At 38.4% G+C, this 14,238-nt stretch carries 14 protein-coding genes and 1 tRNA gene; all 15 read left to right on the top strand.

Annotated features, from left to right (window positions below; translation table 11 throughout):
- Window positions 1-129: 129 nt before the first annotated feature.
- Window positions 130-2,142 (top strand): sodium-translocating pyrophosphatase, encoded by a 2,013-nt coding sequence (locus tag ACTCAF_RS09425; RefSeq protein ID WP_463063033.1) that lies wholly within the window; start codon window positions 130-132, stop codon window positions 2,140-2,142.
- 57 nt (window positions 2,143-2,199) lie between these two features.
- Entirely contained in the window at window positions 2,200-3,291 is a 1,092-nt protein-coding gene (gene ychF / locus ACTCAF_RS09430; protein ID WP_463063034.1) for a redox-regulated ATPase YchF, read from the top strand.
- Window positions 3,284-4,057: an SH3 domain-containing protein gene (locus tag ACTCAF_RS09435; RefSeq protein WP_463063035.1), complete on the top strand. Its 774-nt coding sequence runs from the start codon at window positions 3,284-3,286 to the stop codon at window positions 4,055-4,057. The genes ychF and ACTCAF_RS09435 overlap by 8 nt, the downstream gene beginning before the upstream one ends.
- Before the next feature lie 9 nt (window positions 4,058-4,066).
- Complete coding sequence (moaC, locus tag ACTCAF_RS09440; protein ID WP_463063036.1) at window positions 4,067-4,549, top strand: cyclic pyranopterin monophosphate synthase MoaC; 483 nt, start codon at window positions 4,067-4,069, stop codon at window positions 4,547-4,549.
- Entirely contained in the window at window positions 4,542-5,387 is an 846-nt protein-coding gene (locus tag ACTCAF_RS09445) for a nitrilase-related carbon-nitrogen hydrolase (protein ID WP_463063037.1), read from the top strand. Before moaC ends, ACTCAF_RS09445 begins: the two co-directional genes overlap by 8 nt.
- Window positions 5,377-6,189, top strand: coding sequence for an NAD+ synthase (locus ACTCAF_RS09450; RefSeq protein WP_463063038.1), 813 nt, complete (start codon window positions 5,377-5,379; stop codon window positions 6,187-6,189). The genes ACTCAF_RS09445 and ACTCAF_RS09450 overlap by 11 nt, the downstream gene beginning before the upstream one ends.
- 29 nt (window positions 6,190-6,218) lie before the next feature.
- Complete coding sequence (guaB, locus tag ACTCAF_RS09455) at window positions 6,219-7,685, top strand: IMP dehydrogenase (RefSeq protein ID WP_463063039.1); 1,467 nt, start codon at window positions 6,219-6,221, stop codon at window positions 7,683-7,685.
- A gap of 16 nt (window positions 7,686-7,701) precedes the next feature.
- On the top strand, window positions 7,702-9,252 hold the full coding sequence (gene guaA, locus ACTCAF_RS09460) for a glutamine-hydrolyzing GMP synthase (RefSeq protein WP_463063040.1): 1,551 nt from the start codon (window positions 7,702-7,704) through the stop codon (window positions 9,250-9,252).
- Window positions 9,253-10,473 carry a lipoprotein-releasing ABC transporter permease subunit gene (locus tag ACTCAF_RS09465; RefSeq protein ID WP_463063041.1) on the top strand — a complete coding sequence of 407 codons (1,221 nt, stop codon included), beginning with the start codon at window positions 9,253-9,255 and terminating at the stop codon, window positions 10,471-10,473.
- The gene (locus ACTCAF_RS09470; protein WP_463063042.1) at window positions 10,466-11,125 is read left to right on the top strand and encodes an ABC transporter ATP-binding protein; all 660 of its coding nucleotides are present in this window, start codon (window positions 10,466-10,468) and stop codon (window positions 11,123-11,125) included. The genes ACTCAF_RS09465 and ACTCAF_RS09470 overlap by 8 nt, the downstream gene beginning before the upstream one ends.
- On the top strand, window positions 11,125-11,739 hold the full coding sequence (locus ACTCAF_RS09475; protein ID WP_463063043.1) for a trimeric intracellular cation channel family protein: 615 nt from the start codon (window positions 11,125-11,127) through the stop codon (window positions 11,737-11,739). The genes ACTCAF_RS09470 and ACTCAF_RS09475 overlap by 1 nt, the downstream gene beginning before the upstream one ends.
- A 2-nt stretch (window positions 11,740-11,741) precedes the next feature.
- The gene (gene mtnP, locus ACTCAF_RS09480; RefSeq protein WP_242819061.1) at window positions 11,742-12,533 is read left to right on the top strand and encodes an S-methyl-5'-thioadenosine phosphorylase; all 792 of its coding nucleotides are present in this window, start codon (window positions 11,742-11,744) and stop codon (window positions 12,531-12,533) included.
- Entirely contained in the window at window positions 12,530-13,378 is an 849-nt protein-coding gene (gene murB / locus ACTCAF_RS09485) for a UDP-N-acetylmuramate dehydrogenase (RefSeq protein ID WP_242819062.1), read from the top strand. Before mtnP ends, murB begins: the two co-directional genes overlap by 4 nt.
- Before the next feature lie 72 nt (window positions 13,379-13,450).
- Window positions 13,451-13,526 (top strand) — tRNA-Asn (locus ACTCAF_RS09490).
- 503 nt (window positions 13,527-14,029) lie between these two features.
- On the top strand, window positions 14,030-14,238 hold a 209-nt coding region (locus ACTCAF_RS09495), incomplete at its 3' end, for a hypothetical protein (RefSeq protein WP_463063044.1).

A 14,238-nucleotide genomic window follows, 5' to 3' on the forward strand; every position in this document is an offset into this window, starting at 1 on the left:
GGAAGAATTTGAAAAACTTGACGAATTTTTGAGTATTGCAAAAGATGCAATAATATGCTACCTCAGTTGCGGTCTTAAAAAAGCAATGAATAGTTTTAATAATAAAAATATTAAGAAGGAGGAAAACTAATGTTAAACGGTTTGCAGTACCTCGCTCCTGTGGCAGGGGTAATAGGCCTTATCGTGGCCTTACTTATTTATGGTTTTGTTAAAAAACAGCCTGTCGGAAATGAAAAGATGAGAGAAATTTCCGATATGATTCACGATGGTGCAATGGCTTTCTTGTCAAGAGAGTATAAGGTTTTGGTTGTATTTGTTATTGTTGTTTTTGGGTTGATGTTTTTGTCACCTGACTTAGGGTTCAAAACAGCTGTTGCATTTCTTGCCGGTGCAATTTTTTCTGTTCTTGCCGGTTTTTTTGGTATGAAAGCGGCTACAAGAGCAAATGTTAGGACAAGTGAAGCTGCAAGGGCAAAAGGTGTCGCAGCTGCTCTTTTGGTGTCATATAACGGCGGTTCAGTTATGGGGCTTGCAGTCGCTTCATTGGGTTTGTTAGGTGTAGGCGTTTTTTATTTAATATTTGGAACACCTGAATCAGCAAAGTATATAAATGGTTTTGCAATGGGTGCTTCTTCAATTGCACTTTTTGCAAGAATCGGTGGCGGTATTTACACAAAGGCTGCTGATGTTGGTGCTGACCTTGTGGGTAAGGTAGAAGCTGGTATTCCTGAAGATGACCCGAGAAACCCTGGCGTTATCGCTGACAACGTTGGAGATAATGTAGGTGACATCGCAGGTATGGGTGCTGATATTTTTGAATCTTATGTTGGCTCAGTTATTGCAACAATAGCTATTGCTGCAACAGCATCCCCTGACCTGATGAATTTGTTAGGTGGAGATAAATCTGCATTAATGTTTTTACCAATATTTTTGGCAATAGTTGGTTTGGTTGCTTCACTTATTGGTATCTTCTCAATGAATGCTCTTAAAAACATGGACCCGGCTAAGGCTTTAAGGATGACAACTCTTATTGCTGCAGTAATATTTATACTTGGTGCATATGCTGCCATAGCATACTTTGGGATACATACAGGTGTTTTTTGGGCATTATTGTTTGGAACAGTTGCCGGTGTTGCAATCGGTCTTATAACAGAGTACTACACTGCTGCAGCACCTGTTACAAGGATTATGCATGCATCTAAAACAGGTCCTGCTACGAATATTATCCACGGATTTGCAGTAGGTCTTCAGTCTACTGTTTGGCCAATCATATTTATATGTGTAGCTATTTTTGTTGCAAACTGGCAAGCTGGTCTTTACGGTATCGGTATTGCTGCTGTAGGTATGCTTGCAACTGTTGGAGTTACAATGACTGTTGATGCATATGGTCCTGTTGCTGATAATGCAGGTGGTATTTCTGAAATGGCTGAGCTTGGACCAGAAGTAAGAAAGATTACTGATAGTCTTGATGCCATTGGTAACACAACTGCTGCTGAAGGTAAAGGTTTTGCTATTGGTTCAGCTGCACTTACTGCACTTGCTCTCTTTGCTGCATATTCAAGTAGTGCGGGTGTAGATGTAATCAATATTACAGAGCCTACGGTAGTTATCGGTATGTTTATCGGTGGTGTATTACCATTCTTTGTTGCTGCACTTACAATGACTTCGGTTGGTAAGGCTGCTGCACAAATGGTTGAGGAGATTAGACGTCAGTTTAGAGAGATTCCTGGTCTTCTTGAAGGCAAGCCTGGTGTAAAACCGGATCCAAAAACTTGTGTTGATATATCAACCGCTGCTGCATTGAAAGAGATGGTTCTACCCGGTCTTGTTGCAGTTCTATCACCTGTTGTAGTTGGTTTTGGACTTGGTAAGTATGCTCTTGGTGGTATGCTTGCTGGTGCTACTGTTACTGGTGTATTGCTTGCTCTTTTAATGGCCAATGCTGGTGGAGCTTGGGATAATGCTAAAAAAGGTATTGAAAAAGGTGAATTGGAAGGTGAGAAAAAAGGTGGAGAAGCACACGCTGCTGCTGTTATTGGTGATACTGTGGGTGACCCATTTAAAGATACAAGTGGTCCGGCGATGAATATATTAGTAAAGCTTATGAGTATCGTCTCACTGGTTATAGCTCCATTGTTATAAATCTTAAGGGCAGGTTTTACCTGCCCTTTTTTGCATATAATTTAATCGAGGTTTAGTATGGGATTTAATTGTGGTATTGTTGGGTTGCCAAATGTTGGCAAATCAACCCTTTTTAACGCACTCACAAAAGCAAAAGCCGAAAGTGCGAATTATCCGTTTTGTACGATCGATCCTAACATAGGTATAGTTAATGTTCCTGATGAAAGGGTTGATTTTTTGGTTGAGCATATAAAACCAAAAAGTGTAGTTTATACGACAATTGAATTTGTAGATATCGCAGGACTTGTAAAGGGTGCAAGTAAGGGTGAAGGACTTGGCAACAAATTTCTGTCCCATATAAGACAGGTGGATGCTATTGCACACATAGTAAGATGTTTTGAGGATAGCAATATTACACACGTAGATGGAGACGTTAACCCTGAAAGGGATATTGATGTTATTAATACTGAACTGCTGCTTGCTGATATGGAAGTGCTGGAAAGAGCTATAAGCCGAATTTCAAAGGCCGCAAAAAGCGGTGATAAAGAACTCAAGGAAAAACTATCAGTACTTGAAAGAATTTATGCCCAGGCAAGTGAAGGGAATATGTTAAGAAAAATTGTTACAAAGGATGAATATAAATATATTTCAGACCTTTCTTTGATATCTGTAAAACCTGTAATGTACGTTGCGAATGTGGACGAGGGTTCCATTACTGTTGATAATGATTATGTTAAGACTGTAAGAAAAATTGCTGAAAGAGAAAATGCTGCATTTGTAAAAATTTCCGGGAAAATAGAAGCAGAACTTGCTGAATTAAGCAAAGAAGATGCAGAAGAGTTTTTAAATGAATTGGGTGTAGATAAGTCAGGATTAGAATCGCTTATAATTTCAGGTTATGGACTTCTTGACCTAATAACCTTTTTTACCGCTGGAGAAAAGGAAGTTAAAGCCTGGACAATCAAAAATGGAACCACTGCCAAAGAGGCTGCTGGTAAAATCCATTCTGATATAGAGCGAGGCTTTATCAGGGCTGAAGTGGTGGATTTTGATACATTCAGAGAAATAAAATCGATGAACAGAATAAAAGAACTTGGTAAAGTGAGACTTGAAGGCAAAGAATATATTGTTAAAGATGGAGACATAGTATATTTTAGATTCAATGTATAAGATATTTTCTATAATTTTGCTTATTTTGATATTACCTTTTTTTGTATATTCAGACAATGTAACTGGTGACTTTGTGGAGTCCGTTGGCGTTGTAAATAAATATAAAATCAATGTATATCGTGCAGCTAATGAAAAATCAAAAGTTATAAGAATTTTTTATAAAGGTACAAAAGTAGTTGTGATAGGTGAGACTGAAGATAACTGGCTTAAAATTAAGGTGAATAATGTAGTTGAAGGCTATGTAAAAAAAGATGATTTGTACTTTAAAAATACATTAAAAAAGGAAGCTGTAAAAAATTCATATATTTACAATAAAGTAAGTCTTGAAATTAAATCCCTGATTGAGCGATTTAATATAAATTTTAGCGAGTCAATGTATTTTCAACAGGAAGGGGTTGTGCCTCAGTTTGAATTTGTGGATATGTTTTTCAGAGATAACGTTTTGAATCTTGAACTTTTATACACAGCAAAAACCAAATTTGAAGACCAGAAGACTTCAGGTATTGAAAACCCTTTTGAAAATGAAATCGCAGGTTTTATTGAATTGTTGTTTTTTAAAATGATGATTTACAAGGCTGAGCTTTACAGAATAAACTTATATAAGTATAATTATGATGATAAAAGCGGAAAAAGAGTGCTGCATGCAATGTTTGAATACAGATTTGATGATGAGCAGTTTAAGTATATAAAAAACAGAAAAGGGGGGATATGGCAATTTGTAAGAACCAGTTCCCCTTTAGAAGAGATGTTTAAATACTATCCATAGGGTGAGATTATGGAATTTACGCATTTTGATGAGCATGGCAAAAGCAAAATGGTAGACGTTACCGAAAAAGAGATAACGTTCAGGGAAGCAACAGCAACCGGCTACATATATATGAGCAAAGATACCCTTGATAAAATACTGGATAACAAAATCTTTAAAGGGAACGTTTTTGAAGTTGCAAGAGTTGCAGGAATAATGGGAGTCAAGCAAACTTCAAGTCTTATCCCTATGTGCCATCCTCTTAATATAACCTCTGTAAACATTGATTTTGAGCCGGACAGAGTTAAAAACTGCATTAAAATCACTGCTACCGTAAAGCTGAGCGGAAAAACTGGAGTTGAAATGGAAGCTCTTACAGGGGTAAGTGTTGCGGCTCTTACAATTTATGATATGTGCAAAGCTGTTGATAAATATATGATAATTAAGGATATTATGCTTGTTGAAAAGAAAGGTGGCAAATCCGGGCACTTTATAAGGAGTGAAAATGATTAGTGTAAGTCTTGCACAGATAAAGACTTCTCTTGGTAATATAAAAGAAAATGCATACAAGCATTTTGAACTTATCGAAAAAGCAATAGAAGATAAGTATGACTTGATAGTATTTCCGGAATTGTCCCTAACAGGATATAATCTAAGGGACCTTGTTTATAATGTTTCGTTGAATCAGGAATCTGATATCATTAAAAAAATCAAAGATTATTCAAAATATATTTCGATTGTTACTGGTTTTGTTTATGAAGATAAAAGGCACCTTTTTTACAATGCCAGCGGATATTTTGAGGGTGGAGAAATTTTACACATTCACAAAAAGGTTTTTTTACCCAACTATACTATGTTTGAAGAATCAAGATATTTTGCAAAAGGGGACAGTTTTACGGCTTTTGACACGAAATATTTCAGGTGCGGGATTTTGATATGTGAGGATGCGCTTCATATTTCATCGATTCTGAGTCTGACCAGGCAGGATGTAGATACGGTTATCGTAGTGTCAAACAGTCCGGCAAGAGGGATATTTGAAGATAGTTTTTATCCTGAGGAGCTCTGGTACAATACATTGAAATTTGCAGCCACAAATCTTACCGTTAATGTTATTTTTGTAAATAGAGTGGGGGTTGAAGAAGGGATAACCTTCTGGGGTGGTTCGACTGTGTTTTCCCCATTTGGGAAAAGTATTTTAAAATTACCTCTCTTAAAAGAGGAAGTCAAAGGTGTAAAGATAGATTTGAAGGAACTTAGAAGATCCAGAATTCACTCACCTTTTTTGAAGGGCGAAGATTTTGCCATGATAAAAAAACTTGTGAGAAACTGTGGAGATGTAGATGAATATTGATACAAAGATTGTTACAGAAATTCTTTGTAACTTCATAAAAGAAGAAACAGAAAAAATCGGTGTGAAAAATGTAGTGGTTGGTTTAAGTGGGGGTATTGACTCGGCGTTGTCGGCTACTTTGGCAGTAAAGGCACTTGGCAAAGATAGGGTTTTTTTGTATTACCTTCCATACAGGACAAGCAGTATGCAAAGTAAAATTGACGCAATGAATGTCGCTGACTTTTTGGGTGTTGATCTTACCGAGGTAGACATTACAAAGTTTGTTGAGCCTTATTTTGCTGTTAATCCTGAAATCAGCAAACTAAGAAAAGGTAATGTAATGGCAAGGATGAGAATGATTGTATTGTTTGATAAATCAGCAGAAGTGGGTGGAATAGTCCTTGGAACAAGTAATAAAACAGAGCTTTTGCTTGGTTATGGCACCTGGTATGGGGACCTTGCATCAGCTATAAATCCAATAGGTGACCTTTACAAGACACAGGTGTGGAAGCTTTCTGAGTATCTGCAGATACCAAGACAGGTTATTGAAAAAAAACCCACTGCAGACCTCTGGGAGGGTCAAACGGATGAAAGTGAGCTTGGTTTCAGTTATCAGGATGTTGACAGGCTTCTGTATAAAATGGTGGATGAAAGGTATTCTTTTGAAGAACTGGTAAATGATGGATTTGACAAGGAGTTTATCGAAAATATTTCTGAAAGGATAAGGAAAAACCAGTTTAAAAGGCAACTTCCGGTAATTGCAAAAATAAGCCTCAGAACGATTGAAAAGGATTTCAGATACAGTAGGGACTGGGGATATTAGAGACAAAAATATATTGATCGGGGTAAAATATGAACAATAAAATTTTAAAAGAAGCATTAACATTTGACGATGTTCTTCTCGTGCCAAGAAAAAGTGAGGTATTGCCCGGTGATGTGTCCACTCAGACAAAACTTACAAATAAAATTTTACTGAATATTCCCCTTGTAAGTGCAGCTATGGATACTGTAACAGAGGCAAAGCTTGCGATTGCAATTGCTCAGGAAGGTGGTCTTGGATTTATTCATAAAAATATGAGCATTGAAGAGCAGGCCGAAGAGGTTGACAAAGTGAAAAGGTCTGAAAGTGGAATGATTGTTGATCCCATTACCATTGATCATGATAAAAATGTCGAAGATGCTCTTGCTATAATGGCTAAATATAAAATTTCAGGTATCCCGGTGACAAAAGACGGCAAACTTTATGGAATTTTGACCAACAGAGATTTGAGGTTTGTAAAAAATATTACAGACCCAATTGATAAATATATGACTAAAGAGAATCTAGTAACAGTACCGGTTGGCACTTCACTTGAAGAGGCAAAGGAACATCTTCAGGAACACAGAATAGAAAAACTTCTTGTGGTAGATGATGAATTTAATCTCAAAGGCCTTATCACCATTAAGGATATAAATAAAAAACTGAAATACCCCAATGCCACTAAAGACCAATATGGAAGACTGATGGTTGGTGCTGCTGTCGGTGTTACTCCTGATACCGTTGACAGGGTAGCTGCCCTTGTGGAGCACGGAGTGGATGTAGTAGTCGTTGATACAGCGCACGGACATTCCAAAAAAGTGATAGATATGGTGAAAACTTTAAAGAGCAGATACCCGGAGTTGCAGCTTGTAGCAGGGAATGTCGCTACAGCTGAGGCAGTTGAAGATCTTGCAAAAGCAGGTGTTGATTGTGTTAAGGTAGGTATTGGGCCTGGCTCAATTTGTACTACCCGTGTTGTTGCCGGGGTAGGTGTACCGCAGATTACAGCAATTATGGATTGTGCAGAAATGGCAAGAAGATACAACATCCCTATCATTGCTGATGGAGGGATCAAATATTCCGGAGATATAGTAAAGGCGATAGCAGCTGGTGCAAATGTTGTGATGATAGGTTCACTGTTTGCCGGTACCACAGAATCTCCCGGCGAGATTGAGCTTTATCAGGGGAGAAGTTATAAAGTTTACCGAGGTATGGGAAGTGTAGGGGCAATGAAAAAAGGGAGTAAGGATAGGTATTTTCAAGATAAAGCTGATACCGAGAGCAAATTTGTGCCGGAAGGGATTGAAGGCAGGGTTCATTATAAAGGGGACTTAAGCCAGACTATTTATCAACTTGTGGGTGGACTTCGTTCAGGTATGGGCTACTTGGGATGCAAATCAATTGATGAAGTAATAAAAGAGGCTAAATTTGTAAGAATTTCAAATGCAGGACTTAGAGAAAGTCATGTTCATGACGTTATTATTACAAAAGAAGCGCCTAACTATTGGATAAATACTTAAATTTAAGGGGTGAGTCGTGGATATACATTCTGAAAAGATTTTGATTCTGGATTTTGGCTCGCAGTATACCCAGCTTATTGCAAGAAGGGTCAGGGAGCATAAAGTATATTGTGAAATATATCCTTGCAATGCTGACTTTACAAAAATAAAAGATTTTGGTGCAAAGGGGATTATTCTTTCAGGTGGGCCTTCAAGCGTTTACGACGAAAACTCCCCTGATGTGGATAAAAGGATATTCGAACTTGGCGTCCCCATACTTGGAATTTGTTATGGGATGCAGCTGATATGTAAACACTTTGGTGGAGTAGTTGCAAGGGCAAATGCAAGAGAGTATGGCAGAAGCATATTGAATATAGCTAATACGGAAGATATTTTTAAAGATGTGGCAGAAGATGGTAAGCTAACAGTGTGGATGAGTCATGGCGACAGGCTTGAGAAGCGGCCTGATGGGTTTGAGATAATTGGTTATACTGAAAATGCTCCGGTTGCTGCCATGCGCCATAAATCAAGAGCGATTTATGCTATTCAGTTTCACCCTGAAGTGGCCCACACGGTAAATGGCTCAAAGATTATAAAAAACTTTATTGTTGATGTTTGTGGATGTCTGCAGGTGTGGACTCCTGGCAACTTTATTCATGCTGAAATAGAAAGAGTAAGAGAAAGAGTTGGAGATAAAAAGGTTTTGTGTGCCCTTAGTGGTGGTGTGGACTCTTCAGTTGTTGCAGTTTTACTTCATCAGGCAATTGGAGAAAATCTTACGTGTATCTTTGTTAACAATGGACTGTTAAGGCTTAATGAGGCTGAGCAGGTAATAGACACATTTAAAAATCACTTCAAAATTAATCTTGTTTATGTTGATGCAGAAGAAAAGTTTCTTGAAGTTTTAAAAGGGGTTAGCGACCCTGAGACCAAGCGCAAAAAAATAGGTAATTTGTTTATACAGGTATTTGAAGAAGAGACCAAGAAGTTAGGAGATTTTGACTTTTTGGCTCAAGGGACACTATATCCTGATGTAATAGAGTCAGTATCATTTAAAGGGCCATCAGCTACTATTAAAACTCATCATAACGTGGGTGGCTTGCCTGAGGATATGAAGTTTGAACTGATTGAACCATTGAGAGAACTTTTTAAAGATGAAGTAAGACAGGTTGGCTTGCAGCTTGGCTTGCCTCAGGAAATTATAGGCAGACATCCATTCCCGGGGCCAGGTCTTGCAATAAGAGTTCTTGGGGAGGTGACAAAAGATAGGCTTGATATTTTGAGATTGGCAGATGCAATATTTATAGAAGAGATAAAAAAGGCTGGACTCTACAATGAAATATGGCAGGCTTTTACCGTTTTATTACCTGTAAGGTCAGTCGGAGTTATGGGGGACGAAAGGACTTACGAGCATGTAGCAGCATTAAGGGCTGTTACAAGTCTTGATGGTATGACTGCAGACTGGGCTCATATCCCTTATGAAGTTTTGGCAAAAGTCTCAAACAGGATAATAAATGAGGTTAAGGGGATAAATCGTGTTACATACGATATAAGTTCTAAGCCACCTGCAACAATTGAGTGGGAATAGATGAAGCTATCTAATTTTATTGCTTTAAGATATATAAAAAGCAGAAAAGAAACCCGAGTATTGTCTTTTATCTCGGCAATATCAATTATTGGTATTGTTTTGGGAGTTGCCACTTTAATAGTGGTAATAAATGTAATGATTGGATTTGAAAATAACTTAAGAGATAAGATATTGGGAGCTAATTCGCATATTATTGTTAATAGAATTGACTCTTCTCCGATATCCAATTGGCAGGAAATAGAATCACAAATTAAGACAGTGGAAGGTGTTAAAGGGGTTTCACCATTTTTGCTAAATCAGGTCTTACTTACAAGTGAAAGAAGCGTCAGTGGTGTTATTGTAAGGGGAATCGTGCCTGAAACTGAAATCAATGTTACAAATATTGAGAAATATATGAAAGAAGGGGATTTAAAGTCTCTTGACGGTGAAGATTTTAATATTGTAATTGGAAAAGACTTGGCAAACAGTTTGGCTCTTACCGTTGGGGATGAGATAGTTATGGTTTCCCCTTTTGGCAAAAAAGGGCCTCTTGGCTTTACCCCCAGGATGAAACGCTTTAAAATAACGGGTATATTTGATACTGGAATGTATGAATATAACAACACATTGACACTTATCCCTCTTAAAGCTGCACAAAAATTCTTCGAGCTTGATGATATAGTGACAGGTTTTAGTGTAAGTGTTTTTGATGTAAATAAGGCAGGAGAAATTTCTCACGCTATCAGAAAAAAACTTGGATTCCCATTGTGGTCAAGAGATTGGTTTAGTATGAATCAAAATCTATTTTCTGCTCTAAAGCTAGAGAAAGCTGCAATGTTTATCATCCTAACTCTTATTACTGTAGTTGCTTCGTTTAATATAATGAGTTTGATTACAATGACGGTTAAGGACAAGAAGAGGGATATCGCAATCCTCAGAGCTATGGGAGCAAGCAGTAAATTTATAAGAAATATTTTTATAAGGCAGGGGCTGATAATAGGTTTAATAGGTATAGCTGTAGGAAATATTATAGGATATGCTATTTGCTATGTGCTTGAAAACTATAAAATAATCTCTTTGCCTGAAGATGTATATTTTATGGACAGGATTCCTGTAAAAATTGTCCCTGAAGTGTTTATTTTGGTGAGTATCTCAGCAATTGTGATTACTTTTATATCATCTATAATCCCGAGCATTCACGCTTCCAAATTAGACCCGATTGAGGCATTGAGAAATGAATAGTCTTATACTTGAAGCCAAAAATATATATAAAAGTTTTAAAAAGGCTACTCATGTCGTAAATGTCCTTGTTAACATGAGTTTGCAGATAAATAAGGGTGATTTTACTGCCGTAGTTGGCCCCTCCGGCTCTGGAAAATCAACACTGCTTCATATTTTAGGTGGGCTAGATAAGCCTGACTCGGGGGAAGTCCTATTTGAAGGTAAGAATATTTTTTCTTCAAACGGGTTTATAGATAAGTTTAGAAATGAGAATGTGGGCTTTATTTTTCAGTTTCATTATCTTTTAAATGATTTTAATGCGCTTGAAAATGTAATGTTTCCTGCCTTAATAAAGGATGGGAATAAAAATAGGGCTAAAATGAGTGCAGAATATCTTCTTGAAAAAGTTGGTTTGAAAGATAGAATGAATCACTACCCTTCCGAGCTTTCCGGTGGTGAACAGCAGAGGGTTGCTATTGCAAGAGCACTTATTAACGAGCCTCATATACTTTTGGCTGATGAGCCTACAGGTAATCTTGACAGGGCAAACAGTGACAGCATATTTGAAATATTTCAAAAACTAAACGAAGATGGGCTTACCATACTAGTAGTAACCCATGACAGTTACCTGGCAGGTATGACAAAAAACAAATTTAACTTATCAAAAGACTAATGAATGTATTATACGTACTTGACCTTTTAGGGACATTTGCTTTTGCTATGAGTGGTGCCATAGCCGGTGTCAGGAAAAATCTTGACCTTTACGGTGTTACTGTTTTAGGTGTAGTTACTGCCGTAGGTGGTGGTACAATTAGAGATGTGCTTGTGGGCAGAATCCCTCCTTTTATCTTCCAAAACACTACATATCTTTTTATATCTATTTTGGCCTCAGTAATCACATTTTATTTTAGCTCTTTTGTGGAAAAAAAGTTTAAGACGCTTCTTATAATGGATGCAATAGGGCTTGGAGTATTTACCGTGATTGGGATTTCAGTGGGTATTAGTTATCATATAGGATATTTTGGTGCGATAATTATGGGGGTTATGACAGGCACTGTGGGTGGAATGGTAAGAGATATTCTGCAAGGCGAGGTCCCTTTGGTATTACAAAAAGAGATTTATGCATCTGCTTGCATTGTAGGAGGTCTAATATTTGCTTTTTTTGATCGGCTAAATTTAAATAAGACTCTTAATGTAGTTATTTGCATCGCAATAGTAATAACTATAAGGCTTATCGCAATTTATAAAAACTGGCATCTTCCAAAGCCTTCAAAACAAAAGGGGTAAAAATGAAGATTGGGATAATAGGGGGAAGCGGACTTTATTCTATCAACGGTTTTGAGTTTATAGAAGATATTGAAGTCAGCTCTGCTTTTGGCAAACCTTCATCACCTTACAAACTTTTTAGAAAAGGGGGAGTTGAATTTTATTTTTTATCAAGGCACGGAGCAAATCACACCCTTGCCCCACACAAAGTAAATTACAGAGCAAATATTGACGGATTCAAACAAATTGGGGTCAGCCAAATACTTTCTTTTAATGCTGTCGGTGGGATTGCAAGTGATTTAAAGCCTTCGGATATTGTTATTCCTGATAATGCTATCGATATGACATGTGGCAGAGCAAATACGTTTTACGAAGAAAATGATATAGTTCATATAGATTTAACATACCCTTTCTGCGAAACGATCAGAGATAAGCTAATCACTCTGTCAAAAGATTTTTCTTTTGGCATCAAAAATAAGGGTGTTTATGTATGTACTAACGGGCCAAGGCTTGAAACGGCTGCCGAAATTAAAATGTATAAGACTCTCGGTGCCGATATAGTCGGTATGACCCTTTTTCCTGAGGTAACGCTGGCAAGGGAAGCTGAGATTTGTTATGCAAATGTGAGTATTGTGACTAATTTTGCTGCTGGTATTTCGAAAAATAAACTGACAACCTCAGAAGTAATAGAAACAATAAAGAAGAGTGAAGAAAAATTGAAAGAAATTTTAGAGTTGTATAGTAAAAATATTCCGAATACGGATGAATGCAAATGCACAAAAGCTCTTGAAGATGCGGGGATTACCAAAAAATGAGAATAATTAAAAATGAGCCGTTGTCAAAACACACAAGCTATATGACCGGTGGGAGTGCAAAACTTTTTTTAGAACCTTATACAACTCAAGATTTGAGAGAATCCTTAATTTACTTGAAAAATGAAAAATTTTTTATCCTTGGCAAAGGGAGTAATGTGCTATTTTCTGATAATTTCTTTGACGGGGTAGTGCTTAGTTTGAAAAATCTTAACAGGTATGCTTTGATAGATGGTAGTATGCTTGTCAGTGGAGCAGGTTGCCTGCTTGATGATATTGTAAAATTTTCTATTTCAAATAATTTGGGTGGTATAGAAGACTTATCAGGTATCCCCGGCAGTGTGGGTGGAGCTGTTTTTATGAATGCAGGGGCATTTGACACTGAGATAAAGGATGTCGTTGATTATGTAAAAACCATTGATATGTCCGGTAAAGTTACTCTACTGAAAAAGAACGAAATAAATTTTACTTACAGAAGCTCAGGTTTAGATAAAAAAATAGTTGTTGAAGCGGGCTTTTTTTTGAGAAAAGGAGCAAATATGTACAGAAGGGAGGAAATCCTTTCTAAAAGGTGGTCAAAACAGCCCATCGATTATCCCAGTTGCGGCTCTGTTTTTAAAAGACCTAAAGGTAATTTCGCCGGGACTTTGATTGAAGGTTGTGGTTTGAAAGGGTATAGGGTGGGTAATGCTAAAGTTTCTGAAAAACATGCAAACTTTATTATTAATCTTGGTGGAGCAACAAGCTTAGACATATACAATATTATCCAACATGTTAAGGATAAGGTTTATAATGAGACAGGGATAATGTTGGAAGAGGAAGTCAAACTGGTTAATTTTGATGTTTAAACAGTGTAAAAAAAACGAAAAAAAATGTTGACACTTTTAGTCAATGTTGCTATATATCTCTCCTGCTTAAGTTCCCCGGTAGCTCAATCGGCAGAGCGGGTGGCTGTTAACCACTAGGTTGGCGGTTCGAGTCCGTCCCGGGGAGCCAAAATTCTATCCGCTGAAATCAGCGGTTCTTATTTAACGCAATACCCTGTGGGTTGATCCCCACGGGGTATTGTCGTTTCTGCCCTGTCTTCGCCGACTTACGCCGACGGGCACATCCTTCCCGATTCTCCGTTTCGATGCTCTCCGCCCGGGGTTGCGATGCAACCATGGGGGTTCAGCCGCGGTTTTCGCAAATGTCCTTTCCTGATTCTCCCATTCTCCGCTTTTTGAATCCGGCTATTTAACAGCCCGGTTCCCCACAGAGCCTGCGCCGACATCAAACTCGATCCTCCGGTAGGTATCAGCCGGAAGCCGGACCAAGGGGTTCGGCGGCAAGTTGATCACCAGACAGCGGATGCGGCCGTGAGAACGGAGACCGTTGTGGGTGCCGGCGACATCGCTCTCGAGCGATATCGGACGGGCTCCAACGGTTCCTGACCAAGGTCGTTCATCCCGCGGCATCCACAACGGTCCTTCCAGCGGCCTTCCGCGAAGGAGGACCGGATGCAGGCTGAAACCAACATCCCCGACACGATTGAAGCGGTGACCGCCGAAGTCGTCTCAATCCTGGCCCAGGGCTACATGCGCTACCGGAAAGGCCGAAGACTTCCCTCTGATTCCCAAGATTCGGAGGGGAATGTGGCGCAAGTCCACGAATCTGAGGCGTTTACGGAGAAACGCCTTGATGTTTCGGGCCACCGAAGCCTTCATTC

The organism is Deferrivibrio sp. (genome assembly GCF_055117995.1).

Bases quoted from the DNA above. Each gene is read 5' to 3' on its own strand.
- murB (WP_242819062.1), top strand. From the start codon at position 12,530: ATGAGAATAATTAAAAATGAGCCGTTGTCAAAACACACAAGCTATATG.
- guaB (WP_463063039.1), top strand. From the start codon at position 6,219: ATGAACAATAAAATTTTAAAAGAAGCATTAACATTTGACGATGTTCTT.
- ACTCAF_RS09475 (WP_463063043.1), top strand. From the start codon at position 11,125: ATGAATGTATTATACGTACTTGACCTTTTAGGGACATTTGCTTTTGCT.
- ACTCAF_RS09465 (WP_463063041.1), top strand. From the start codon at position 9,253: ATGAAGCTATCTAATTTTATTGCTTTAAGATATATAAAAAGCAGAAAA.
- ACTCAF_RS09445 (WP_463063037.1), top strand. From the start codon at position 4,542: ATGATTAGTGTAAGTCTTGCACAGATAAAGACTTCTCTTGGTAATATA.
- ACTCAF_RS09425 (WP_463063033.1), top strand. From the start codon at position 130: ATGTTAAACGGTTTGCAGTACCTCGCTCCTGTGGCAGGGGTAATAGGC.
- ychF (WP_463063034.1), top strand. From the start codon at position 2,200: ATGGGATTTAATTGTGGTATTGTTGGGTTGCCAAATGTTGGCAAATCA.
- moaC (WP_463063036.1), top strand. From the start codon at position 4,067: ATGGAATTTACGCATTTTGATGAGCATGGCAAAAGCAAAATGGTAGAC.
- mtnP (WP_242819061.1), top strand. From the start codon at position 11,742: ATGAAGATTGGGATAATAGGGGGAAGCGGACTTTATTCTATCAACGGT.
- ACTCAF_RS09435 (WP_463063035.1), top strand. From the start codon at position 3,284: ATGTATAAGATATTTTCTATAATTTTGCTTATTTTGATATTACCTTTT.
- ACTCAF_RS09470 (WP_463063042.1), top strand. From the start codon at position 10,466: ATGAATAGTCTTATACTTGAAGCCAAAAATATATATAAAAGTTTTAAA.
- ACTCAF_RS09450 (WP_463063038.1), top strand. From the start codon at position 5,377: ATGAATATTGATACAAAGATTGTTACAGAAATTCTTTGTAACTTCATA.